The 22,669-nt window shown below is 73.2% G+C and carries 22 protein-coding genes; 12 read left to right on the plus strand and 10 right to left on the minus strand.

Features of this window, described 5'->3' with window-relative positions:
- Positions 1-44 precede the first annotated feature (44 nt).
- Genes CFP66_RS01620 through manD form a run of 4 tightly spaced genes read left to right on the plus strand, consistent with a single transcriptional unit; the run spans position 45 to position 4,324 of the window.
- Positions 45-1,328, plus strand: a complete 1,284-nt coding sequence (locus CFP66_RS01620; RefSeq protein ID WP_198961199.1) for a sugar ABC transporter substrate-binding protein — start codon at positions 45-47, stop codon at positions 1,326-1,328.
- Between the two features lie 12 nt (positions 1,329-1,340).
- Positions 1,341-2,234 (plus strand): carbohydrate ABC transporter permease, encoded by an 894-nt coding sequence (locus CFP66_RS01625; protein ID WP_233159067.1) that lies wholly within the window; start codon positions 1,341-1,343, stop codon positions 2,232-2,234.
- A complete protein-coding gene (locus CFP66_RS01630; RefSeq protein WP_094919953.1) occupies positions 2,231-3,100 on the plus strand; it encodes a carbohydrate ABC transporter permease in 870 nt (289 codons plus the stop codon). Before CFP66_RS01625 ends, CFP66_RS01630 begins: the two co-directional genes overlap by 4 nt.
- 12 nt (positions 3,101-3,112) lie before the next feature.
- A complete protein-coding gene (gene manD / locus CFP66_RS01635; protein ID WP_094919954.1) occupies positions 3,113-4,324 on the plus strand; it encodes a D-mannonate dehydratase ManD in 1,212 nt (403 codons plus the stop codon).
- A gap of 82 nt (positions 4,325-4,406) precedes the next feature.
- On the opposite strand, the gene CFP66_RS01640 is transcribed toward manD, so the two are convergent.
- Positions 4,407-5,357: a zinc-binding dehydrogenase gene (locus tag CFP66_RS01640; protein ID WP_094919955.1), complete on the minus strand. Its 951-nt coding sequence runs from the start codon at positions 5,355-5,357 to the stop codon at positions 4,407-4,409.
- 151 nt (positions 5,358-5,508) lie between these two features.
- Here CFP66_RS01640 and CFP66_RS01645 point away from each other — a divergent pair, with 151 nt between their 5' ends.
- The 3 genes from CFP66_RS01645 to CFP66_RS01655 all read left to right on the plus strand — a co-directional run bounded on the left by CFP66_RS01645 (position 5,509) and on the right by CFP66_RS01655 (position 9,308).
- The gene (locus CFP66_RS01645; RefSeq protein ID WP_094919956.1) at positions 5,509-6,510 is read left to right on the plus strand and encodes a LacI family DNA-binding transcriptional regulator; all 1,002 of its coding nucleotides are present in this window, start codon (positions 5,509-5,511) and stop codon (positions 6,508-6,510) included.
- Positions 6,511-6,600: 90 nt separating this feature from the next.
- Positions 6,601-7,920, plus strand: a complete 1,320-nt coding sequence (gene hisD / locus CFP66_RS01650) for a histidinol dehydrogenase (protein ID WP_094919957.1) — start codon at positions 6,601-6,603, stop codon at positions 7,918-7,920.
- A 35-nt stretch (positions 7,921-7,955) separates the two neighbouring features.
- Positions 7,956-9,308 carry an MFS transporter gene (locus CFP66_RS01655; protein ID WP_094919958.1) on the plus strand — a complete coding sequence of 451 codons (1,353 nt, stop codon included), beginning with the start codon at positions 7,956-7,958 and terminating at the stop codon, positions 9,306-9,308.
- A gap of 4 nt (positions 9,309-9,312) precedes the next feature.
- On the opposite strand, the gene CFP66_RS01660 is transcribed toward CFP66_RS01655, so the two are convergent.
- Positions 9,313-10,170, minus strand: coding sequence for a formate/nitrite transporter family protein (locus tag CFP66_RS01660; RefSeq protein ID WP_094919959.1), 858 nt, complete (start codon positions 10,168-10,170; stop codon positions 9,313-9,315).
- 220 nt (positions 10,171-10,390) lie between these two features.
- Between CFP66_RS01660 and cynS the strand changes: the two genes are divergently transcribed.
- On the plus strand, positions 10,391-10,828 hold the full coding sequence (gene cynS / locus CFP66_RS01665) for a cyanase (RefSeq protein ID WP_233159069.1): 438 nt from the start codon (positions 10,391-10,393) through the stop codon (positions 10,826-10,828).
- Between the two features lie 176 nt (positions 10,829-11,004).
- Here cynS and CFP66_RS01670 read toward each other — a convergent pair whose 3' ends face one another.
- Positions 11,005-11,844, minus strand: coding sequence for a helix-turn-helix transcriptional regulator (locus CFP66_RS01670; RefSeq protein WP_094919960.1), 840 nt, complete (start codon positions 11,842-11,844; stop codon positions 11,005-11,007).
- A 103-nt stretch (positions 11,845-11,947) separates the two neighbouring features.
- Here CFP66_RS01670 and CFP66_RS01675 point away from each other — a divergent pair, with 103 nt between their 5' ends.
- A complete protein-coding gene (locus tag CFP66_RS01675; RefSeq protein WP_094919961.1) occupies positions 11,948-12,790 on the plus strand; it encodes an oxidoreductase in 843 nt (280 codons plus the stop codon).
- 84 nt (positions 12,791-12,874) lie between these two features.
- On the opposite strand, the gene CFP66_RS01680 is transcribed toward CFP66_RS01675, so the two are convergent.
- Both CFP66_RS01680 and CFP66_RS01685 read right to left on the minus strand, forming a co-directional pair.
- Positions 12,875-14,002: a mandelate racemase/muconate lactonizing enzyme family protein gene (locus CFP66_RS01680; RefSeq protein ID WP_094919962.1), complete on the minus strand. Its 1,128-nt coding sequence runs from the start codon at positions 14,000-14,002 to the stop codon at positions 12,875-12,877.
- Positions 13,999-14,751, minus strand: a complete 753-nt coding sequence (locus CFP66_RS01685) for a creatininase family protein (protein ID WP_094919963.1) — start codon at positions 14,749-14,751, stop codon at positions 13,999-14,001. The genes CFP66_RS01680 and CFP66_RS01685 overlap by 4 nt, the downstream gene beginning before the upstream one ends.
- A 60-nt stretch (positions 14,752-14,811) precedes the next feature.
- Here CFP66_RS01685 and CFP66_RS01690 point away from each other — a divergent pair, with 60 nt between their 5' ends.
- Positions 14,812-15,753, plus strand: coding sequence for an ROK family protein (locus CFP66_RS01690; protein ID WP_094921370.1), 942 nt, complete (start codon positions 14,812-14,814; stop codon positions 15,751-15,753).
- A 5-nt stretch (positions 15,754-15,758) separates the two neighbouring features.
- Here CFP66_RS01690 and CFP66_RS01695 read toward each other — a convergent pair whose 3' ends face one another.
- From CFP66_RS01695 to CFP66_RS01715, 5 genes are read right to left on the minus strand one after another with little or no spacing between them, the layout of a single operon-like run.
- Positions 15,759-16,577: an ATP-binding cassette domain-containing protein gene (locus CFP66_RS01695; RefSeq protein ID WP_094919964.1), complete on the minus strand. Its 819-nt coding sequence runs from the start codon at positions 16,575-16,577 to the stop codon at positions 15,759-15,761.
- Positions 16,574-17,368: an ABC transporter ATP-binding protein gene (locus tag CFP66_RS01700; protein ID WP_094919965.1), complete on the minus strand. Its 795-nt coding sequence runs from the start codon at positions 17,366-17,368 to the stop codon at positions 16,574-16,576. The genes CFP66_RS01695 and CFP66_RS01700 overlap by 4 nt, the downstream gene beginning before the upstream one ends.
- Positions 17,365-18,255, minus strand: a complete 891-nt coding sequence (locus tag CFP66_RS01705) for an ABC transporter permease (RefSeq protein WP_094919966.1) — start codon at positions 18,253-18,255, stop codon at positions 17,365-17,367. The genes CFP66_RS01700 and CFP66_RS01705 overlap by 4 nt, the downstream gene beginning before the upstream one ends.
- Positions 18,252-19,226 (minus strand): ABC transporter permease, encoded by a 975-nt coding sequence (locus tag CFP66_RS01710; RefSeq protein ID WP_094919967.1) that lies wholly within the window; start codon positions 19,224-19,226, stop codon positions 18,252-18,254. Before CFP66_RS01710 ends, CFP66_RS01705 begins: the two co-directional genes overlap by 4 nt.
- On the minus strand, positions 19,223-20,752 hold the full coding sequence (locus CFP66_RS01715; RefSeq protein WP_094919968.1) for an ABC transporter substrate-binding protein: 1,530 nt from the start codon (positions 20,750-20,752) through the stop codon (positions 19,223-19,225). The genes CFP66_RS01710 and CFP66_RS01715 overlap by 4 nt, the downstream gene beginning before the upstream one ends.
- Positions 20,753-20,824: 72 nt before the next feature.
- Here CFP66_RS01715 and CFP66_RS01720 point away from each other — a divergent pair, with 72 nt between their 5' ends.
- Positions 20,825-21,652 (plus strand): IclR family transcriptional regulator, encoded by an 828-nt coding sequence (locus tag CFP66_RS01720; RefSeq protein ID WP_094919969.1) that lies wholly within the window; start codon positions 20,825-20,827, stop codon positions 21,650-21,652.
- Positions 21,645-22,667, plus strand: coding sequence for a serine hydrolase (locus tag CFP66_RS01725; protein WP_094919970.1), 1,023 nt, complete (start codon positions 21,645-21,647; stop codon positions 22,665-22,667). Before CFP66_RS01720 ends, CFP66_RS01725 begins: the two co-directional genes overlap by 8 nt.
- Positions 22,668-22,669: the final 2 nt, after the last annotated feature.

Here is a 22,669-nt window from a genome sequence, read left to right on the forward strand (position 1 = left end):
CTGACGTAGGGTCCGGACGTCTGATGTTCGTACTCGGGGGGCACGTGATTCAGCGACGGGAATTCCTGCGCGTCGCAGGGCTCGGGGCGCTGGCCGGCGCGGGCCTCGCCGGCTGCGGCAGCGCGGGCGACGGGCCCGACGGGGACCTGCGGCTGGTGCTGTGCAACCACGTGTGGACCAGCGCGATCCGGGAGCGGATTCCGGAGTTCGAGCAGCTCAGCGGGCGTCGCGTGGTCGTCTCGACGATGACGGCCGACCAGCTGTCGTCCACCTACAACGTCAAGCTGAACGCGAGCGCGCCCGACGTCGACGTGATGATGTACCGGCCGCTGCAGGAGCAGCTGCTGTTCGCCCGCAACGGCTGGCTGGCCGACCTCACCGACCTCGTGTCCGGCGACGCCGGCTACGACTGGTCCGATGTGCAGGAGGGCGCCCGGGAGCGGGTGACCACCGAGGGCCGGGTGTTCGGCGTCCCGATCGTCACCGAGCGGCCCACGCTCTACTACCGGCGCGACCTCGTGCCCGACGGTCCGCCCGCCACGCTCGAGGAGCTCCACGACACGGCGATGCGGCTGCACGACCCCGCGGGCGGGATGACCGGCTTCGCCGGGCGCGGGCAGCGCAACTTCGCCGTGACCATGTTCTCCAGCTACCTGTACTCGTTCGGCGGCGACTTCGTCGCCGACGGGCGCTCGGGCATCGCGGCGCCGGAGGCGATCGCGGCCTACTCCTACTACGGCGGCCTGCTGCGCGAGGCCGGCCCGCTCGGCGTCTCGAACATGAGCCTCGAGCAGATCACGCCGATCTTCGCCCAGGGCCGGGCCGCGTTCGCGATCGACGCCGACTCCGTCTACCTCAACTTCGTCGACCCGGACACCTCCCTGGTGGGTGACCGCACCGGGTTCGCCCCCTTCCCCGCCGGTCCGGCGGGCTCGCGCCCGTTCAACATCGCGTCGTGGGGACTCGCGGTCAACGCGTTCTCCGAGCGGCGCGACGCCGCGTGGGAGTTCCTGCGCTGGGCCACGAGCCCGGACACCGTGCTCGCGCTGCAGCGGGCGGGCGTGCCCGGCGCGCGGGACTCGGCCTGGCAGGACCCGGACGCGGGCGCGGCGTTCCCGCCCGACCTCGCCGCGTCGATGGTGGCCGGCAGCGCCACCGGCGTGCCCCGCGACCGGCCCGACGTCGTGCAGGTCGGGCGCGCCCGCGACATCGTCGGGCGCCCGATGGTGGCCGCCATCGTCGGCGAGGACGTCGAGGCCGCGGCCCGCGACGCGTCGGAGGAGTTCGACGAGTTCCTGGTCCGCGACGCCCGGCAGCGCCGGATCTAAGGAGAGGATCTAGTGGCGCTCACCCTCGAACAGGAGAACCGCCGGCTGAAGTGGACGATGATCAGTCCGGCCGTGCTGTTCATCGGCCTGATGATCGTCTTCCCGCTCGCGTACACGGTGTGGCTGAGCACCACCGACGCGTTCGGCGCCGTCAACGCCGACACGAGCTTCCTCGGCCTCACGAACTACGCCGACGCCCTCGGCGACACCCGCCGGTTCTGGCCCGCCGTCTTGCGCACGGCCGTGTTCACGGTGGCCGCCGTCGTGCTCGAACTGGTGCTCGGGCTGGCGCTGGCGATGCTGCTGCGCCGCCCGTTCCGCGGGATGCGCTGGGTGCGCACGATCCTGATGATCCCGCTGCTCGCCACGCCGGTGGCGGTCGGCGTGCTGTGGCTGCTCATCCTCGACCCGACCGTCGGCATCGCCAACGCGATCCTCGGGCTCGTCGGGATCCCGCCGCAGCCGTTCCTCGGATCGGTCACCCAGTCCCTGCCCACGCTGGTGCTCATCGACGTCTGGCAGTGGACGCCGATGATGACGCTGCTGCTGCTCGCCGGGCTCACCACGTTGCCCGAGGAGCCGGAGGAGGCGGCGCTGGTGGACGGCGCCAGCGCCTGGCAGCGGTTCCGCCTCGTCACGCTGCCGATGCTCGGCACCACGATCGTCACGGCGCTCGTGCTGCGCAGCGTCGACGCGCTGAAGACCTTCGACCTGATCTACGCCACCAAGGGCGCGGGCGGGGGCTCCAGCTTCGAGGCCGAGACCCTCAACGTCTACGCCTACGGCCTCACCTTCGACTACCAGGAGTACGGCCTCGCCGCGGCCGTGCTCGTCGTGTTCACGATCCTGATCATCGGGATCGTCGTCGCCCTGCGCGTCCGCTCCTCCGAGAAGGCCGGATCATGACCGCCACCCTGTCCGAGCCCGCGACGGCCACGCCCGTGCCGCGCGCCGCCGACCCGCGCAAGCGCCGGGTGGAGCGCCTGCGGCTCGCCGCGGTCGTGCTCGTGAGCCTGGTGTTCGCGCTGCCGCTGGTCTGGATGGTGCTGGCCGCGTTCAAGACCAACGTGCAGATCGGCAACACCGCCGACGCGATCGTCTTCTCGCCCACGCTGCAGAACTTCCGCACCGTCTTCGAGCAGGGCGTGTTCCTGCCCGCGATGCTCAACTCGGCCATCGTGGCCGTGGTGTCGACCGTGCTCTCGGCGCTGGTCGCGGTTCCCGCGGCGTGGGCGATCGGGCGGTTCGGGATGCACCGCGCGGGCGGCTGGGTGCTGATCGCCCGCATCATCCCGGCGATCTCGCTGCTGGTGCCCTGGTACTACGTGTTCGCGCAGCTGGAGCTGGTCGGCGGCTACACCGTGCTGGTGGCGAGCCACATGTTCGTCTCGGTACCGCTGATCACCTGGATCATGATCGGCTTCTTCGAGGGCCTGCCGGTGGAGCTGGAGGAAGCCGGGCGGGTGGACGGGCTCTCGGCGTTCGGGGCGTTCCTGCGGATCTCGCTGCCGCTCGCGACGGCCGGCACGGCCACCGCGTGCGTCCTGGCCACGGTGTTCAGCTGGAACAACTTCATCTTCGCGCTGATCCTCTCCGACGAGACGACCAAGACGCTGCCGGTGGCGCTGTTCAACTTCATCTCCTACGCCAGCGTCGACTGGGGCGGGCTGATGGCCGCGTCCACGCTGATGAGCCTCCCCGTCGTGCTCGCCGCCGTCTTCGGGCAGCGCTACCTCGTCGCCGGCCTCACGGCCGGTGCCACCAAGGGATAGGAAGGGACCCCCATGCGGATCGCCGGCGCCGACGTCATCGTCACCAGCCCGGGTCGCAACTTCGTCACCCTGGAGATCACCACCGACGACGGGCTCGTCGGCTACGGCGACGCCACGCTCAACGGCCGCGAGCTCGCCGCCGCCAGCTACCTGCGCGACCACGTCGTGCCGCTGCTGATCGGGCGCGACGCGCACAAGATCGAGGACACCTGGCAGTACCTCTACCGCGGCGCGTACTGGCGGCGTGGGCCGGTGACGATGGCCGCGATCGCCGCCGTCGACGTCGCGCTGTGGGACATCAAGGCCAAGGCCGCGGGGATGCCCCTCTACCAGCTGTTGGGCGGGGCGAGCCGGACCGGGATCCGGGCCTACGGGCACGCGAGCGGGCGCGACCTGCCCGAGCTGCTCGACTCCGTGCGGGCCCGGCAGGCGGAGGGCTTCCGCTCGATCCGGGTGCAGTCCGGCGTCCCCGGCCTGGAGACGATCTACGGGATCTCGGCCCGTGGGAAGGACTACGAGCCCGCCGGCCGGCATCCGCTGCCGAACGAGGAGACCTGGGACACCCGCGCCTACCTGCGCCACCTACCGACGGTGTTCGAGGCCGTCCGCAACGAGTTCGGGCCCGAGCTGCCGCTGCTGCACGACTGCCACCACCGGCTCACCCCGATCCAGGCCGCGAAGCTGGGCAAGGCGCTGGAGCCCTACGACCTGTTCTGGCTCGAGGACTGCACGCCCGCGGAGAACCAGGAGGCGCTGCGCCTGGTCCGCGAGCACACCACCACCCCGCTGGCCATCGGCGAGGTCTTCAACACGGCCTTCGACTACCAGACGCTGATCCGCGAGCAGCTCATCGACTACGTCCGCTCGGCCGTGACGCACACGGGCGGCGTCACCGCGATGCGCAAGCTGTTCGACTACGCCGGGCTGTACCAGGTGAAGACCGGCATCCACGGCCCCACCGACATCTCCCCCGTCGGCATGGCCGCGGGCCTGCACCTGGACCTGGCGATCCACAACTTCGGCATCCAGGAGTTCATGCCGCACAGCGCCGAGACCTACGAGGTGTTCCGCCGCTCCTACACGTTCGAGGACGGCTACCTGCACCCCGGCGAGACCCCCGGCATCGGCGTGGAGCTGGACAAGAAGGCGGCGGAGAAGTTCGAGTACGAACCGGCCTACCTCCCGGTGAACCGCCTACGCGACGGCACCCTCCACGACTGGTGAGCCGCACTCCACACACCTGGTGTCCACTTCACCGAAGGCCCGCCTCGTGTGAAGTGGACGCTGGGTGTGTGGAGTGGCGCGCTCAGGCCGGGTCGAACTCCAGCACCGCCTTCAGGCGGCCCTCCGCCGGGGTGCACGCCGCCGTGTACGCCACCGTCGCGTCGGTGGCCGGTCGGACGTCGGTGAGCAGCTCTGCTGCCACCTGCGGAGCGCGCTCGAGGTGCTCCAGCGCCCGGCCCAGCACCGCGCGGCGGTCGAGGGTCAGGCCGCCGATGATGTGCAGGTTGCGGCGCACGACGGCCGTGAGGTCGATCGGGTAGGACTCCCGCACCGGGATGCCGAAGCAGTAGACGGTGCCGCGGTCGGCGACGGCGTGCACGGCGTCGGCCACCGTCGAGGTCTGGTGCCCGACGGCCTCCACGATCACGTCCGGCCGGGCCTCGAGGGCCTGCGCCCACTGCCGGCTGCCCGCCACGACCACCTCGTCCAGGCCGAAGGCGGCGGCCTGGGCAGTGCGGTCCACGGGGTCGACGCCCACGACGGTGGCCGCACCGCGCTCGCGCAGGGCCCAGGCGAACAGCAGCCCGATCGCGCCGAGACCCAGCACCGCGGCGTGCCTGCCCCGCAGGTCACCCAGCTGGTCGACCGCGTAGAGCACGCAGGCCAGCGGCTGCGCCACCACGGTGCGGGGTCCGCTGCCGTCGCCGCCGACGGGGTGCAACCCGGACCCGGCGGTGACGACCAGCTCCGCCAGCCCGTCCGCCGCCGACGCCCAGCCGACCACCCGCTCCCCCGGGGCGGTGCCCGGATCCCGCGACGCCCGTACCCGGCCGACGATCTCGTGCAGCGGGAAGCCGGGTGGGGCCACGACGCCCGGACGCCCGCCCGCGCGGTAATGGGGAAGGTCGCTGCCGCAGATGCCGCCGTGCTCCAGGGCGACGAGGACCTCACCGGGGCGCAGGTCGGCCGCGGCGGGCGCAGGCACCTCCACCGGTTGCAACGTCGCGGGACCGGTCAGCTGCTGTGCCCACATGCGATCTGCCTACCTCCTCCGGCCGACCCGGTGGGCCCCATGTGGTCCGGCGCACACCGCCGGACACCGCCTCGCCGGCCGACGCACGACCCGGTGAACGTCGGTGGAGGCCGTCTAGGATCACGGCGTTCCCGTCACCTCCGGAGGGCCGATGGCACGCCGACCCTCGGTCACGAGCACCCAGATCGCCCGGGAGGCCCGGGTCGCGCAGTCCACCGTGTCCCGCGTGCTGAACGGCGGGAGCGTCTCCCCGCAGACGCGCGAGCGGGTGCTCGCCGTGCTGGAGAAGTACGACTTCCAGCCCAGCCAGGCCGCGCGCAGCCTCGTGGGCTCGCGAACCGGTGTGGTCGGGGTCGTGATCCGCGACCTGACCAACCCCTTCTACCCGGTCATGGTCAAGGCGATGGAGCAGGTTCTCTACGAGCGCGGGCTGCGGTTGTTCCTGGTGACCGACGTCGTCGCGCCCGAGGAGGGCGTGGCGATGCTGCGCCGGGAGGGCGTCGAGGGTGCGATCTTCACGGCCGCCGTGGCCAGCGATCCCCTGCCCGGCCGGCTCACCGAGCACGGCATCCCCGTGGTGCTGTGCCACCGGACGATCGACGGCTTCCCCGCCGACCAGGTGGAGGCCGACAACGTCGAGGCCGGTCGCCTCGCGGCCGAGCACCTGCTGGGGCTGGGCCACCGGCGGCTGGCGATGGTCGCGGGTGTTGCCGGGGCGAGCACCGCGGTCCAGCGCGGGGACGGTTTCCGGGCGCGGGTGCGGGAGTTCGACCCGGCCCTGCCGGTGGTGCAGGTCGAGGGTGGCTTCGACTACGACGTGAGCTACGCGGCCGCGCGGGCGCTGCTCGCCGGGCCCGACCGGCCCACCGCGCTGTTCTGCCAGAACGACGTGATGGCCTACGCCGTCCTGAACGCCGCGTCGGCGTGCGGGATCGACGTGCCCGGCGCGCTGAGCGTCGTGGGCTGCGACGACGTGCCGATGTCGGGCTGGGAGCGGATCGCGCTCACCACCGTGCGGCAGCCGCTCGTGCGGATCGCGCAGGTCGGAGCGCAACTGCTCCTCGACCGGCTCGCGGCCGCCGACGCCCCGCTGCAGCGCGAGGTGCTGCCCGTCGGGTTCGTGACGCGCGGCACGACGGCCCCGCCCGCCTGACCGGATCCCTTGACCCCGGCGATCGCGCGCGCCTACCTTGGATACGTATCCAATGGATACGTATCCAACAGTGCGAGCAACGGAGCCGGAATGTCCCGCAGCCTCAAGTCCGCCACGACCTCCGCGACCGGCTTCGCCGCCGACGAGACCGTCGCGACGACGGTCCGCGGCCTCCTCGCCGACGTGCGCGAGCGCGGCGACGCGGCGGTCCGCGCGCTGTCCGCCCGCTTCGACCACTGGGAGCCGGAGAGCTTCCGGCTCTCCGACGCGCAGATCGCCGAGCTGGTCACCTCCCTCGACCCGCAGGTCGTCGAGGACATCAGGACCGTCCAGGCCAACGTCCGCCGCTTCGCCGAGGCGCAGAAGGCGTCGATGTCGGAGATCGAGGTCGAGACGCAGCCGGGCGTGTTCCTCGGTCAGAAGCACGTGCCGGTGCAGGCGGTCGGCGCGTACGTGCCGGGCGGGCGCTACCCGCTCACCGCGAGCGCCCACATGACGATCGTGACGGCGAAGGTCGCGGGCGTGCCGCGCGTGGTGGCCTGCACCCCGCCGATCCGCGGCGAGATCCCCGCCGCGACGATCGCGGCCATGCACCTGGCCGGTGCCGACGAGATCTACGTGCTCGGCGGCGTCCAGGCGATCGCGGCCATGAGCATCGGCACCGAGACGCTCGCCCCGGTCGACATGCTCGCCGGCCCCGGCAACGCCTACGTGGCCGAGGCCAAGCGGCAGCTGTTCGGCGAGGTCGGCATCGACCTGTTCGCCGGGCCGACCGAGGTCCTGGTCGTCGCCGACCACACCGCCGACCCGTTCGTCGTGGCGGTCGACCTGCTCTCGCAGGCCGAGCACGGCCCGGACAGCCCGGCCGTCCTCGTCACCACCAGCGAGGACCTCGGGAACGCGGTGCTCGGGCACATCGCGCAGATCCTCCCGGGGATGCCGACCGGCGACATCGCCGGCCCGGCCTGGCGCGACCACGGCCAGGTGATCGTGGTCGACGACCTCGCCGAGGCCTACCGCGTGGCGGACGGGTTCGCGTCCGAGCACGTCCAGATCCTCACCGAGGACCCGCGCGAGGCGCTGGAGCAGATGCACGCCTACGGCGCGCTGTTCCTGGGCGAGGGCACCTGCGTCTCCTACGGCGACAAGGTCATCGGCACCAACCACGTGCTGCCCACGCGCGGCGCCGCCCGCTACACCGGCGGCCTCTGGGTCGGGATGTACCTGCGTACCGTCACCTACCAGGAGGTCCGCGACCAGGACGCCTCCGCGGAGCTCGGCGTGCTCTGCGGGCGCGCGGCCCGGGTGGAGCTGTTCGAGGGCCACGCCCGCTCCGGGGACGTGCGCGCCGCCAAGTACGCCGGGGCGCAGCTGCCCTGGACCGATCACTACCAGCGGGTCCAGGCCTGAGCCCCCCTCGCCCCGCGATCGACGGAGATCAGCCCATGCGCGTTGTGCCCCACGACCCGGAGGTCCTCCGGCGTCGCTCCCTGCAGTCCGGAACGATCGGCGCGATCGTCGAGTGGTACGAGTACACGGTCTACGGCACGGCGGCCGCGCTGGTGTTCGGCCACCTGTTCTTCCCCGAGCTGCCACCGGGCATCGCGCAGATCGTGTCGCTCGCCTCGTTCGGCGTGGGCTTCCTCGCCCGGCCGGTCGGTGCGTTCGTCGCCGGCCACCTCGGTGACCGGATCGGCCGCAAGTCCACGCTGATCCTCACGTTCTCGATCATGACGGTGGCCACGGCGGCGATCGGGTTCCTGCCGACGCACGCCCAGATCGGTGTGGCCGCGCCGCTGCTGCTGTGCCTCCTGCGGCTGGCCCAGGGCTTCGCCGTCGGCGGGGAGTGGGGCGGCGCGGCGATCGTGGCGGTCGAGAACGCGCCGCGTGAGCGACGCGGGTACTTCGGCTCGTGGCCGCAGATCGGCGTGTCGGCCGGGCTGCTGCTCGGCACGGCCGCCGTGACCCTCGCGTCGGCGATCTCCGGCGACGCGTTCGGCGAGTGGGGGTGGCGGCTGCCGTTCCTGATGAGCATCCCGCTCGCGCTCGTCGGGCTGTTCATCCGGCTGCGCGCCACCGAGAGCCCCGCGTTCCTGGCCGAGAAGGCGAAGATGGACGCGGAGCTCGAGCAGCGCAAGGCCCCCGCCGCCGTCCTGCTGCGCGACCACCGAAAGGCGCTGCTCATCACGATCTTCGGCCGCTTCGCCGAGGCCGGCAACTACTACCTGTTCACCACGTTCGTGCTGTCCTACGTGACGACGAACCTCGGCGCTCCGCAGTCCTACGGGTTGATCGCGTCGATGGTGGGGGCCGCGATCAACATCGCGACGATCCCGCTGTTCGGCGCGCTCTCGGACCGCATCGGCCGACCGCGGACGTTCCTCATCGGCGGTGCGCTGATCGTGCTCACGGCGTGGCCGGTGTTCGCGCTCGTCGGCACCGGGCAACTGGTGGGCGTGGTGCTCGGGGTGAGCCTGTTCATGGCGCTGGGCCACGCGATGGTCTACGCCCCGCTGCCGGCGCTGTACTGCGAGATGTTCCCGACGGCGGTGCGCTACTCGGGCATCTCGGTCGGCTACCAGATGGCCTCGATCCTGCTGGCGAGCTTCACCCCCGCACTTGCTGCGGCGATGGTGCTCTGGGCGGGCGGCAGCCTGTGGATGGTGATCCTCTACGCCATCGGCACCACGCTGATCGCGATGGTGGCCATCGCCTTCGCCCCCGACCGGCGGCACCTGGAGCTGGAGGAGATCGACGCCGCCGCGCCGGCCGTGCCGCACGCGGCCGCCGCACGCTGACCCGTCACGCCGCCTGGCGCGACTCCGCCGGCACGCCCGCGTCCACCGGGACCGGGCGCCGGCGGTTCGCGCCGGTGCGGGCGTGCGTGGCGTACAGGGTGAGCCCGACGAACGCGAGACCGCCGACGAGGTTGCCGACCACCGTGGGGATCTCGTTCCACACCAGGTAGTCGCCGACCGAGAAGTCGCCGCCGAGCATCAGTCCGGACGGGAACAGGAACATGTTGACGATCGAGTGCTCGAAGCCCATGTAGAAGAAGACCAGGACGGGCATCCACATCCCGATCACCTTGCCGGACACGGACGTCGACATCATCGCGGCCACCACGCCGGTCGAGACCATCCAGTTGCACAGCACGCCGCGGAGGAACAAGGTCAGCATGCCGGCGGCGCCGTGGTCGGCGTACCCCACGGTGCGCGAGGTGCCGATCGTGCCGAGCTGCGCGCCCACCTCGTTCGGCGCCATGGTGAAGCCGAAGGTGAGGATCACCGCCATCATCAGTGCGACGGTGAGCGCGCCGGCGAAGTTGCCCACGAAGACCAGGCCCCAGTTGCGCAGGACCGCGCGCAGGGTGACACCGGGGCGCTTGTCGATCCAGGCCAGCGGGACGAGCGTGAAGACGCCGGTCAGCAGGTCGAAGCCGAGCAGGTACAGCATGCAGAATCCGACCGGGAACAGCAGCGCCCCGACGAGGGCGTTGCCCGTCTGCACCGTGATCGTGACGGCGAACGCGGCGGCCAGCGCGAGGATGGCGCCGGCCATGAACGCGCGGATCACGGTGTCGCGGGTCGACATGAAGACCTTCGCCTCACCGGCGTCGATCATCTTCCCGACGAACTCCGCCGGGTTCACGTAGGACATCTGCGGGCTCCTCAGCTGGGCCGGGCACGTGCGTCCGGCCGAGTCTGGGAAGCGCGCGTTTCCACGGCGTAACGGCAGGAAGGTCATCCGGTCACGGCCGCCTCACGGTGGACGACCGCCACCTGCCAGGACCGTGTTCCGTGTCCGCAACACGATCGCCACGAGGAGGCGCGAGCCTGGTGCGCACCACCGATCCGAGGAGCCGACGATCGAACCGATCATGAGCAAGTCCGATGCCGCCGAGCTCGTCGCCGCCGCCCGGCGACGGCGTGACCTGTCCTGGTCGGCGATCGCCGACGAGCTGGGCGCACCACCTGTGTGGGCGACCGCGGCCCTGCTCGGCCAGCACCCGCTGACGCGCGAGCAGGCCGAACGGGCGTGCACGCTGCTCGGGCTGGAGGAGGCGGTGGCCGAGGGCCTCCAGCAGCAGCCCTCCCGCGGGACCGACCCGGCCCTGATGAGCGACCCCACGATCTACCGGTTCACCGAGGCGCTGTCGGTCTACGGTCCCGCGCTCAAGGAGCTCATCCACGAGGAGTTCGGCGACGGGATCATGAGCGCCATCAACTTCCGGGTCGACGTCGCCCGCCGGCCCGACCCCGACGGCGACCGCGTGGTTGTCACCTTCGACGGGAAGTTCCTCGACTACCGCTGGTGAGCCGCCCGCCGACCGCTCCCGTTGATCGGCGGACGGGTGCAGGGACGGCCATATCCGGCCGGCCGTGCACCGAGCTGGTGATCATGGGGCGGGCGGCGGCGTCATCGCGTGATCGAGGACGGCGACACCGTGGTCATCGACGTCCAGGCGTGCCTGCTCGCCTCGAGTTCCGTCGTTCAGCCGGTGAGCGCCTGGGTGCCGAGCACGGTGATCAGCGCGAGGCGTTCGGCGTCCTCGGTGCCGGGCACCGTCGTGTAGATCATGATGCGCAGGTCGCTGCCGGCGACCGTGAGCATGTCGCAGTCCAGCGTCACCGGCCCGACGTGCGGGTGATCGACGGTCTTGCGCGCCGTCTCGTGGTGGCCGACGGCGCCGGAGTCCCACAGCTCGGCGAACCGGTCGCTGTGCGCGCGCAGTTCGGCGACCAGCCGCCGCACCCCTCGGTCGGCGGGATAGCGGCCGGCAGCGGCGCGGAGGTCGGCGACCAGCGTGGCTTCGAGGTCACGTCGGGACTCCGGTGTCTGCCGGACCCGCGTGCCCTCACCGACCAGGTTGCGCCACACCGCGTTGCGCTCGAGGCCGCGCGATCCGCCCGGATCGCCCATCAACGCCGTATACGGCGGGTTGGCCACCAGCAACGTCCAGGCCGCGTCGAAGACGGCGACCGGTGTCGCGGGCATCCGGTCGAGCAGGTGCTGGACGCTCGGGGTGATGTAGGCGGGCACGGTCTCCGGGCCCGGCGGGCTCAGCCCGGCCAGGTGGAACAGGTGGGCACGTTCTGCCGGTGCCAACCGCAGGGCCCGGGCCAGCGCTTCGATGACCTGGCTCGACGGATGGGACGCACGGCCCTGTTCGAGGCGGGTGATGTAGTCGACGGAGATCCCGGCCAGCAGGGCCAGCTCCTCACGGCGCAGCCCGGCCGCACGCCGGTGCCCGCCGGCCGGCAGCCCCGCGGCCTCGGGCGGCACCCGGTCCCGCCAGCGGCGCACGGACCGCCCGAACTCCGAGATCGCCATGCCCGCCAGTCTGCACCGCTCACCGGCATGGCTGCCTGGTACCGGCCGTCCCAGGAAGGCGGGACGACTGGCTGCCCGCGCAAGCCGCCCGGAACCTGGGCGCATGACACTTCCCGCCTCCCCCACCTGGTTCATCACCGGATGCTCCACCGGGCTCGGCCGCGCTCTGGCCACCCATGTCCTCGAGCGCGGATGGCGTGCGGTGGTCACTGCCCGCGACCCGCGGACGGTCGCCGACATCGTCGACGCCCACGGCGATCGAGCACTGGCCGTGGCGCTGGACGTGACGGATCCCGAGCAGGTCACCGCCGCGGTCGATCAGGCCGAACAGACCTTCGGTCGGATCGACGTGCTGGTCAACAACGCCGGGTACGGCTACCTGGCCGCCATCGAAGAGGGTGAGGACGCCGCGGTGCGGGCGCTGTTCGAGGCGAACGTCTTCGGCGTCGTCGCGGTGACCAAGGCCGTGCTCCCGGGCATGCGCACCCGCCGCGCCGGCCACATCGTCAACGTCTCCTCTCTCGGCGGGCTCGCCGCGTTCGGGGCCACCGGCTATTACCACGCCACCAAGTTCGCGGTGGAAGGGCTGTCCGAGTCCCTGGCGGCGGAGGTCGCGCCGCTGGGCATCGGGGTGATGATCGTGGAGCCGGGCGCCTTCCGCACGAACTGGTCCGGGCCGTCGATGCGACAGTCCACGGTCCGCATCGACGACTACGCCGAGACCGCCGGCAAGCGCCGCGACGCGACGCTGGCCACGTACGGCAAGCAGCCCGGCGACCCGGCCCGCGCCGCCGAGGCCGTCGTGGCCGCGCTCGAGGCGGGGGAGCCCCCGCTGCGGCTGCTCCTCGGCGCGGCCGCGCTCCGGATCGCCCGCGGCAAGCTCGACGCGCTGCAGCGGGACTTCGCCAGCTGGGAGCACCTCACCCTGAGCACCGACGTGTCGTGATCACCGGAGCAAGATCCGAAGTATCGGGTGCACATGGTTGTCGCGACAGCGATGGACAACCGATACCTCGGATCATGAGGCCCGTTAGCCGGTCAGGTCACCCTCCCGCGCGTTGACGGCCGCGTAGTGGGCCACCTTGTCCTCGTCGACGACGACGCCGAGCCCGGGCCCGGTGGGCACGCCCAGGCTGCCGCCGCGCAGTTCGAGCGGCTCGATCACGTCGTCGGCGTGCAGGTAGTACATGCTGTCGATGGCCCGTGACAGGACCGGCGTGCTCGCCACCACGGCCAGGTGCGCCGCCGTGGCGATGCCCAGCTCGCCGCCGGAGTGCAGGTTCATGCCCAGGCCGAACGTCTCGCAGTGGGCGGCGAGCGCCTTCGTCGCCGCGATCCCGCCCCACTTGTAGACGTCGCCGTGAACGACGTCGACGGCGCCGAGGCGGACCGCCGGCGCGAAGTCCTCGAAGCGCACCAGGCACATGTTCGTGCAGAGGGGGATGCGGACCTTCGCGCGCACCTGGCTCATGCCCTCGATTCCCACGCACGGGTCCTCGAGGTACTCCAGGTCCAGCTCCTCGAGCTGGATGCCGGCGCGCACCGAGTCCGGCACCGACCACGCGGCGTTCGGGTCCACCCGCAGCGCCACCTCGGGCAGCGCCTCCCGCAGCGCGCGCAGGATCCGCACGTCGCCGTACACGTCGCGGGTGCCCTTGAGCTTCACGGCGGTGAAGCCACCCTCGGCCACCACGCGCGCGGTGTGCTCGGCGAGGCGGGCCGGGAGCTCGGCCGCGGACGCGCCGGGGGCGTCGGCGCGCGTGACCAGCGCGGTGATCGGCACTTCGGTGCGCACGGGTCCGCCGAGCAGGTCGGTGAGGGACTGCCCGGTCGCCTTGCCGATCACGTCCCAGCAGGCGACGTCCAGCGCCGCGATCGCGGCGTAGCCGAGGTAGCCGTGGAAGAACGGCACCATGTGCTGGCGGCGGTGGAAGGCCTCGAGCGCGAACGGGCTGGTGCCGACCAGGTCCGCGGCGAGCCGGCGCACCAGCTCGGCCACCGGACGGCCCCACATCGTCTCGCCCCAGCCGGTGACGCCGGAGTCGGTGCGGATCGAGACGATCGTGCGGGTCTCTCCGGTCTTCGTCTCGAACGAGCTGGTGAACGGGTTCGTCAGCGGCAGGTTGACGACCTGCACGTCGACATCGGTGATCTTCACGGGTTTCCCCCTCCGTGGCTGGTGGCGGTGGCGGCGTGGAACGCGCGGATCGCACCCGCGAGCGCCTCCGCGCGGGCGTCGAGCAGCGCGGCGCCCGTCGTGGCGTCGGCGGCCCCCGGGTCGTCGGTCGTGCCGCCCACCCGCGCCCACTCGCCGTGCCGCTCCACGACCAGACCCGGCGCGGGCGGGCGGTGGAACAGCGGCGGCTCGTCCGGCGCCTGCCACGGCGCGGGCGTGGCCACCAGGTCGGGGTGGGCAGCGAGCATCAGCGACGTCTCGAACGCACCGGCGTGGCCGGGCGGCCCGCCCTCGCCCAGCGCCCAGTAGGAGCAGGCACCGAGCGCGACGTCGCGTTCCAGCGCGCAGCGCTTCACCGCGAGCCTGACGATCTCGTCGTTGCCGCCGTGGCCGTTGACGAGCAGCACCCGGCGGAACCCGCTGCGCGCGAGCGAGTCGAGGACGTCAGCGAGCACGGCCTGCAGCGTGGCCGGGGAGAGCGACACGGCGGCGGCGAACAGGTGGTGCGGGCTGTGCCCGAACGGCAGGGCAGGCAGCCGCACGAGCTCCGGACCGCCGTCGCCGAGCCGCGCGATCGCCGCGTCCACGACGGCCTCGGCGAGCATCGTGTCCGTGCCCATCGGCAGGTGCGCGGAGTGCTGCTCCTGGGAGCCGACGGGGAGCACCGCGATCGCCCCGCGCTCCCCTGCGGCGCGGACCTCCCGCCACGGCTGCCGGTCGAGTCGTAACACGGCTGTCTCCACCTTCCTGTGCTCGAGGTGCGTGAGGTCGACGTGTTTAAGGTCGTGGGCATGAGCAGCCCCCACCGCGCAGCGCTGCGCCTGGTGCCCGAGCCGGCCGCCGCTCCCCCGGCGCGCACGCTCGGGGCGGTCGAGCTGCTGCCCGGCCTGGTGCGGGCGTCGCTGATGGAGCTGTCCGGCGCGGTGCTGCGGCGTGGGGAGGCTGCGTTCGCGCCCGCGGAACCGGCAGGGGTCGACGCCGCGCTGCTGGCGGCGTGCGCGCCCTGCTTCGGCGCCGAGCGGCCGCTGGGCATCGGCGTGGCGGCCGCGGGACTGGTCGACGCGGACGCCGGCGTGATCCTCGAGGTCAACGACGCACCCGCCCTGCACGGCTATCCCGTGCGGGAGCGGCTGGCGCGGTACGGCGTGCCCGTGCACGTGGAGCACCGCGCCCGCCTGCAGGTGCTCGGGGACCGCTGGTTCGGGCCGGGCCGCGGCCGCAGCGACTTCGCGTCGGTCTCCACCGGCGAGGTGCTCGGCGTCGGGATCCTGCTGGGCGGTGAGCTGCTCGCCCCGCCCGGCGGGCGCAGCGGCGCGCACATGACGGTGGCCGGGCCCGACCGCGTGTGCACGTGCGGCGCGCGCGGCTGTTGGAAGACCGTGGCCACCACGCGCTGGCTGCGCGAGCGGGTGGCCGGCACCGGGCTCCCGGCCACGCTCGCCGGGCTCGTCGCGAGCGCCGACCCGCAGGCCGCCGCCGTGGTCGACGAGTACGCAGAGAACCTCGCGCTGGGGCTGCTGAACATCCAGCAGCTGTTCGCGCCGGGCCTGTTCGTGCTGCACGGCGAGGCGCGCGACGGTGGCGAGGGCTTCCGCGAGCGGGTCGAGCGGCGCCTGCGTGGGGCGTCGGCGTGGTCGCCAACGGCCGAGCCGCCCGTCGTGCTGGTGAGCTCCACGGTCGTCGACGACATCGCGCTGCTCGGCGGCGCCGGGCTGGTGCTGTCCGCGCGGTAGGGCGATCAGGCTGCCCTCCGGCGCCGGGCGCGGTGCGGGTCGGGGTCGGGCACGGCGGCCAGCAGGGCCTGTGTGTACGCCTCCCGCGGCGTGCGCAGCACCGCATCGGTGCTGCCCTCCTCCACGACCCGCCCGCGGTGCAGCACGGCCACCCGGTTCGCCACCTGCTGCACCACCGCGAGGTTGTGCGAGACGAACACGTAGGTCAGCCCGAGCCGGGTCTGCAGGTCGGCGAGCAGGTCCAGGATCTGCGCCTGCACCGACACGTCCAGGGCGCTCGTGGGCTCGTCGAGCACCACGAGGCTCGGGCGCAGCGCGAGCGCCCGGGCGATCGAGATCCGCTGCCGCTGCCCGCCGGAGAACTCGTGCGGGTAGCGGTCCTGCACCTCCCCCGGCAGGCCCACGGAGTCGAGCAGGTCGGCCACCCGCTCGCGCAGCGCCTGCCGGGCCCGCCGCGCGCCGGTGCCCGGCTCGTGGGTGACGATCGGCTCGGCGACGATGTCGGTGACCCGCATCCGCGGGTTCATGCTCGAGTAGGGGTCCTGCAGCACGACCTGCATCTCGCGGCGCACCGCGCGCAGCCCGGCCCTCGACAGCGCTGCGAGGTCCTGGCCGCGGAAGCGCACCGTGCCCGCGGTGGGCGGCTCCAGCTTCAGCAGCAGCCGCACGAGCGTGGACTTGCCCGAACCGGACTCCCCCACGATCGCCGTGGTCTCCCCGGCCCGCACGCCCAGGCTCACGTCGTCGACCGCGACCACGCCCGGGTCGCCGCGGCGGCCGCGGTACTCCTTGCGGACGCCGTCGAGCTCCACCAGGGGGGTCATCGCAGCTCCAATCGGGGGGTCGCGCGCAGCAGCCCGCGCGTGTAGTCCTGCGCCGGCGCGTCGAACACGTCCAGGACCCCACCGGACTCGACCACCCGGCCCTCGTGCATCACGACCACGCGGTCGGCCACCTCGGCCACCACGGCGAGGTCGTGGGTGATCAGGACGACGGCGGTGCCCCGGCGCTCGCACAGCCCGACGAGCAGGTCGAGGATCTGCGCCTGCACCGTGACGTCGAGCGCGGTGGTCGGCTCGTCGGCGACCAGCACCCGTGGCCTGCCCACCAGCGCCATCGCGATCATCGCCCGCTGCCGCAGACCGCCGGACAGCTCGTGCGGGTACTGGTCGGCGCGGCGTTCCGGCTCGGGGATCCCGGCCTCCGAGAGGGCGGGAACGACCGCGGCCCTGGCCTCGGCGCGCGAGGCCCCGCGGTGGCGGCGCAGCACCTCGGCCACCTGCGTGCCGATGCGCTGCAGCGGGTCGAGGCTCGTCATCGGGTCCTGGAAGATCATCGCCACGTCGTTCCCGCGGACGTCGCGCAGCTCCCGCTCGCTCATCTCCAGCACGTCGCGCCCGTCGAGCCGGACCGACCCGCCGGTGTAGACGCAGGGCGGCTCCGGGTTCAGCCGCAGCACCGACAGCGCCGTGGCGCTCTTGCCGCTGCCCGACTCGCCGACGACGGCGAGGATCTCCCCCTCGTCGACGTGCAGGTCGACGCCGCGCACGGCGGGCACCGTGCCCGTGGCCAGCCGGAACTCGACGGACAGGTCCTGGATCTCCAGCAGGGTCATGACCGGTACGCCTTCGGGTCGGCGACGTCGCGCAGGACGTCGCCCGCGAGGTTGACGGCGAGCGCGGTGAACATGAGGGCGAGGCCCGGGAACACCGCGATCCACCACGAGGTCCCGAGGTAGAGCTGGCCGTCGCTGAGCATCCCGCCCCAGGTCACCACCGACTTCGGGACCCCGAGGCCGAGGTAGCTCAGCGAGGCCTCGGCGACGATCGCGGCGGCCACGTGCAGGGTGCCGATCGTGGCCAGCGGCGCGAGCACGTTGGGCAGCAGGTGCCGGCGCATGATCACCAGGTCCGGCACGCCGATCGCGCGGGCCTCGGTGACGAAGTCGCGCGAGCGCAGCGACAGCACCTCCGACCGCACGACCCGCGCGTAGGACACCCAGCCGGTGAACCCGAGCACGATGATCACGTACCAGAGCCCGGAGCCGAGGAAACCGACGATCGCGAGCGCCAGCAGGATCGACGGGAACGCCAGCTGCAGGTCGGCCAGGCGCATGAGCAGCCGGTCGGGCCAGCCGCCGACGTAGCCGCTCACGAGCCCGACGAGCGCCCCGATCACGCCGGCGAGCAGCGCGGCCGAGACGCCGACCAGCAGCGACACCCGCGCCCCGTGGATCATCCTGCTGAGCACGTCGCGGCCGAGCTGGTCGGTGCCCAGCAGGTGCGCCGCATCGCCCCCGGCCAGCCACGCCGGCGGCCGCAGCCGGACCAGCAGGTCCTGCGCCGCCGGGTCGTACGGCGCGATGACGGGGGCGAACACGGCGGCCACGAGCACCGCGGCGAGCACGGCGATCGCGAGCACCGCGAGCTTGTTGCGCAGGACGGCCCGTGCACGCGGCGCGCGGGCGGCGGCCGGCGCGGCGGTGGTGGCGGCAGCGGTCATCGGTGGGACACCCGCACTCTCGGGTCGAGGATCGCGTACGAGGCGTCGACGATCAGGTTGACCACGACGAAGGTGGCGGCGAAGAACAGGATCGCCGCCTGCACCAGCGGGAAGTCGCGGTTGCCGATCGCCTCGACGGTCAGGCGCCCGATACCCGGCCAGGAGAACACCTGCTCGGTGAGGATCGCGCCGCCGAGCAGGCTGCCGACCTCCAGGCCGACCACGGTGATCACCGGCAGGGCGGCGTGGCGCAGGGCGTGCGAGACGACGATCGTCGGCGTGCTCAGTCCCTTCGCCCGCGCCGTGCGGATGTGGTCGGAGCCGAGCACCTCGATCAACGACGAGCGCAGCAGCCGCGCGATCACCGCGACCGAGTAGATCGCGAGCGTGACGGCGGGCAGCACCAGGTGCTCGAGCGAGCCGTAGCCGGAGGCGGGCAGCACCTGCCACTGCACGGCGAACACGAGCACCAGCAGGATCCCGGTCCAGAACGCGGGCGTGGACTGCCCGACCAGCACCGCCGCCATCACGCCGGTGTCGCCCGCGCGGCCCCGGCGAAGCGCCGCGTAGATCCCGGCGGGCACCGCGATCACCACCGCGATCACGGCGGCGGCCGCCGCGAGCTGCAGCGTGGCCGGGATGCGCTCCAGCAGCACGTCGGCGACCGGGCGGTCGTAGAACAGGGACGTGCCGAAGTCCAGGCGCGGCAGGCCCCACAGGTAGTCCAGGTACTGGACCAGCAGCGGCCGGTCCAGGCCGAGGCTCGCGCGCAGCGTGGCCTCCTGCTCGGCGGTGGCGTCCGGCGGGAGCAGCAGCGCCACCGGGTCGCCGGACAGCCGCACCAGCAGGAACGCCACCGTGGCCGCGGCCACGAGCACGCCGATCGCGCCGAGCAGCCGGGTCAGCAGCGTGCGCGCGATCCCGGCACCCGGCGCCGGCACACGCGGCACCTCCACGACGGGCTGGGTCATGCCATCACCTCCGCGCTGGCCATCTGCAACGAGCCGTGGATCGGCGGGCGCCAGCGTGGTCGTTCGCCCCGCGCGGTGATGGTGTCGATCTGGTAGAGGAACACGAACGGCGCCTCCTGCTTCAACAGTCGCTGCAGCTGCCCGAAGGCGCGCAGCCGTTCCTGGGGGTCCACCGAGAGCTCCTCGCGGTCGATGAGCCGGTCCGCCTCGTCGGAGGTCCAGCGGCTCTGGCGGCGGTCCCGGCGCACGTTCGACTGGACGTTGCTCTGCCCGTCGAGCGTCCAGCCGGTGCTCGCGGCCAGGTACATCGGTCCGAGCGCGCGGCGGTTCTCCGAGGTGAGGCGGCTGGAGTAGGTGCCGGAGTCGATCGCGTCGACGCGGGCGCGCACCCCCACCCGGGCCAGCAGGCCCGAGATCGCCTCGGCCACGCCCGCGTCCGTGCTGGACGCGGTGAGCACCGTGTCGAACCCGTCCGGGTAGCCCGCGTCGGCGAGCAGCCGCGCGGCGAGCGCGGTGTCGCGGGTGAACGGCGCGACCGACGGGTCGAAGCCGAAGGACTCGCGCGGGATCATCGTGGGCACCTCGCGGGCGTTGCCGTCGAGCACGGCGTCGATCAGCAGCGGCACGTCCACGGCGTGGTTGAGCGCCTGGCGCACCCGCGGGTCGCGCAGCGGGCCGTCCTCGGTGTCCAGCGACAGGTAGGAGGTGCGGATGCCCGGGAAGCGGTCGATCGTGACGCCCGGGTAGCCCCGCAGCTGCAGCGCGGCGTCGGGCGTGAGGCCGGTGACCAGGTCCACCTCGTCGCTCTGCAGGGCCGCCAGCGCTGACGCGGGGTTGGCCATCGGGCGGAACACCAGCTCGTCGACGCCCGGAGGCCCGTTCCAGTGCGCGGTGTTCGCGCGCATCCGCAGCTCGTGGTCGCGCCGCCAGTCGACGAACGTGAACGGGCCGGTGCCGACCGGTGCGCGGGCGAACCCCTCGTCGCCGACCTCGGCGAGGTAGCGCGGCGGGAGCACGACGCCGCCGAACAGCGACAGCTTCGCCGGCAGGATCGGGTCGGGCTGGTCGGTCTGCACCTCGACGGTGAGCGGGTCGAGCACGGTCGCACCGGTGACGTAGCGCAGTTCGACGATCGGGGACTTCGTGGCCGGGTCGAGCAGCCGCTGGATGCTGAAAGCCACCGCGGCCGCGTCGCAGGGCTCGCCGTTGTGGAACGTGACGCCGGGGCGCAGCTGGAAGCGCCAGGTCAGCGGTGTCGGGTTGGACCAGGACAGCGCGAGCCGCGGCGCGAGCTCGTTGTCCGGGCCGCGGGTCGTGAGCGTGTCGAACAGGTTGATCAGGACGTTCATCGACATCATGTCGCCCTGCTTGTGCGGGTCGAGCGTCTTGGTGTCGTTGGGTTGCGTCAGCCGCAGCGCCCGTCCGATCGGGGCCTCGCTCGTGCCGCACGCGCTGAGCGCGGCGACCGCGGGGACGGCGAGCCCCGCGAGTCGCAGGGCGGAGCGCCGGGACAGCCGTGCGGTCACGGGCACCACTCCATTCCAATTTTTCTTACCAGCATTCCGTCTCACGGAACGTTGGGCGGTAAGGTAGGCGCCATGGCAACGGCTGTCAACGAACCCGGCGGGGCACCCGACGACCGGCCGGCCGAGGCGCGGGGGGCACTGGACAAGGCGCTGGCCCTGCTCACCGCCCTCGCCCGCCCGGACGGGCCGCACCGCCTGGCAGAGCTGGCCGCAGCGGCGCAGGTGCCCAAGCCGAGCGCGCACCGGATGCTGCGCACCCTCGTCGACAGCGGCTTCGCCAGCACTGCAGGCGGCGGCTCCTACCAGGTCGGCCCGCACCTGCTCGGGATGGCCGCCGCGGCGCTCGCCAGCAGCAGGGAGGGCCGGTTCGTCCGCCCGGTGCTCGCCGACCTGCAGCGCCGCACCGGCCACACCGTGCACTACGCCCTGCGCTCGCGCGGCGTGGCCGTGCAGCTGGACGTCGTCGAGCCGGCGTCGGGGTACCGCCTGGCCGTGCGGGCGGGCGACGAGGTGCCGCTGCACTGCACCGCGGCCGGTCGCGCGATCCTGGCCGGCCTCCCCGACCGCGAGGCCGCCGCCCTGCTCGGCGCCGGGCCGCTGGCCGCCCGCACCCCGCACACGCTCACCGACCCCGCCGCCGTCCGCGCCGCGGTGGCCGCCGTCGACGCGCACGGCTACGTCGTCGAGGACGAGGAGTACGCACCCGACGTGCGCAGCATCGCCGCTCCCGTCGTCGACGGCACGGGCGCGGTGGCCGGCGCCGTCGCCGTCAGCGGGCTGACGTTCGTGCTCAGCCGCGACAGCGCCGACGTGCTCGGGCCGCTCGTGCGCGACGCCGCGGCCCGGCTGTCCGCGGCGCTGGGCAGCGGCCGGCTGCGGGTGGTGGGCGAGCATGGGTGACGCGATCGCGGGCGTCGTCGAGCGGGGCGTGGCCGAACGGGTCTTCTCCGGCGCGGCCTGGTCGGTCGGGGACGCGAGCGGGCCGATCACCCGCGGGTTCACCGGCAACCGCCGGTGGGGCGGGGCAGCCGTAAGCGAGGACAGCCTGTGGGACCTCGCCTCGGTCACCAAGCCGATCGTCGGGCTCGTGGTGATGGCGCTGGTCGAGCGGGGCACGCTGGCGCTGACCGACACCCTCGGCGCACTGCTGCCCGGCTACGCCGCCCGCCCCGACAAGACCGGCCTCACGGTGGCGCAGCTGCTGACCCACACGTCCGGGCTGCCCGGCGCGACGCCGCTGTGGCGCACGCACCACACGCGAGAGGACCTGCTGGCGGCGATCCGCGACACTCCCCTGCCGGCGGCGCCGGGCACGCGGGTGGAGTACTCCTCGCAGGGCTTCATCCTGCTCGGCCTGGTCGCCGAGGCCGTCACCGCGAAGCCGCTCGACGCGCTCGTCCGCGAGCTGGTCACCGACCCCGCGGGGATGCGGGAGACGACCTTCACCCCCGACGCCGAGCGCGCCGTCTCCACGGAGGAGTGCGCGTGGCGCGGGCGCCTGGTCACCGGCCAGGTGCACGACGAGAACGCCGTGGTGCTCGGCGCGCCCGCCGGGCACGCGGGCCTGTTCGCCCCGCTCGCCGACCTGGAACGGCTCGCCCGGGCGCTGCTGACCGGCGGCCTGCTGCGCCCGGAGACGCACGCGCTGATGACCGCCCCGCACACCGACGGGCTCGACCTGCGCCGCGGCCTGGGCTGGCAGGGCCGCGACGAGGTCGGCTCCCCGGTCGGCACCGGCCCGGGCCCCCGCTCCTACGGCCACACGGGCTTCACCGGCACCAGCCTGTGGATCGACCCGGACGCGGGCGCCACGATGGTGCTGCTGACCAACCGCGTGCACCCCACCCGCACGGCCACCGGCATCGAAGGGGTCCGGAGAGAGTTCCACGAGCGGGCGATGCAGCGGCACCGGTAGGC

Origin of the sequence: Pseudonocardia sp. MH-G8 (assembly GCF_002262885.1) — a bacterium.
In the GTDB taxonomy this organism is placed as follows: Bacteria; Actinomycetota; Actinomycetes; order Mycobacteriales; family Pseudonocardiaceae; genus Pseudonocardia.

What these genes read in the sequence shown, in the direction of transcription:
- CFP66_RS01660 (WP_094919959.1), bottom strand. Translation starts at nt 10,170, where the DNA reads ATGTCCTACGTGAACCCGGCGGAGTTCGTCGGGAAGATGATCGACGCC.
- CFP66_RS01645 (WP_094919956.1), top strand. Translation starts at nt 5,509, where the DNA reads ATGGCACGCCGACCCTCGGTCACGAGCACCCAGATCGCCCGGGAGGCC.
- CFP66_RS01630 (WP_094919953.1), top strand. Translation starts at nt 2,231, where the DNA reads ATGACCGCCACCCTGTCCGAGCCCGCGACGGCCACGCCCGTGCCGCGC.
- cynS (WP_233159069.1), top strand. Translation starts at nt 10,391, where the DNA reads ATGAGCAAGTCCGATGCCGCCGAGCTCGTCGCCGCCGCCCGGCGACGG.
- manD (WP_094919954.1), top strand. Translation starts at nt 3,113, where the DNA reads ATGCGGATCGCCGGCGCCGACGTCATCGTCACCAGCCCGGGTCGCAAC.
- CFP66_RS01720 (WP_094919969.1), top strand. Translation starts at nt 20,825, where the DNA reads ATGGCAACGGCTGTCAACGAACCCGGCGGGGCACCCGACGACCGGCCG.
- CFP66_RS01700 (WP_094919965.1), bottom strand. Translation starts at nt 17,368, where the DNA reads ATGACCCTGCTGGAGATCCAGGACCTGTCCGTCGAGTTCCGGCTGGCC.
- CFP66_RS01655 (WP_094919958.1), top strand. Translation starts at nt 7,956, where the DNA reads ATGCGCGTTGTGCCCCACGACCCGGAGGTCCTCCGGCGTCGCTCCCTG.
- CFP66_RS01695 (WP_094919964.1), bottom strand. Translation starts at nt 16,577, where the DNA reads ATGACCCCCCTGGTGGAGCTCGACGGCGTCCGCAAGGAGTACCGCGGC.
- CFP66_RS01710 (WP_094919967.1), bottom strand. Translation starts at nt 19,226, where the DNA reads ATGACCCAGCCCGTCGTGGAGGTGCCGCGTGTGCCGGCGCCGGGTGCC.
- CFP66_RS01670 (WP_094919960.1), bottom strand. Translation starts at nt 11,844, where the DNA reads ATGGCGATCTCGGAGTTCGGGCGGTCCGTGCGCCGCTGGCGGGACCGG.
- CFP66_RS01640 (WP_094919955.1), bottom strand. Translation starts at nt 5,357, where the DNA reads ATGTGGGCACAGCAGCTGACCGGTCCCGCGACGTTGCAACCGGTGGAG.
- CFP66_RS01675 (WP_094919961.1), top strand. Translation starts at nt 11,948, where the DNA reads ATGACACTTCCCGCCTCCCCCACCTGGTTCATCACCGGATGCTCCACC.
- hisD (WP_094919957.1), top strand. Translation starts at nt 6,601, where the DNA reads ATGTCCCGCAGCCTCAAGTCCGCCACGACCTCCGCGACCGGCTTCGCC.
- CFP66_RS01690 (WP_094921370.1), top strand. Translation starts at nt 14,812, where the DNA reads ATGAGCAGCCCCCACCGCGCAGCGCTGCGCCTGGTGCCCGAGCCGGCC.
- CFP66_RS01705 (WP_094919966.1), bottom strand. Translation starts at nt 18,255, where the DNA reads ATGACCGCTGCCGCCACCACCGCCGCGCCGGCCGCCGCCCGCGCGCCG.
- CFP66_RS01725 (WP_094919970.1), top strand. Translation starts at nt 21,645, where the DNA reads ATGGGTGACGCGATCGCGGGCGTCGTCGAGCGGGGCGTGGCCGAACGG.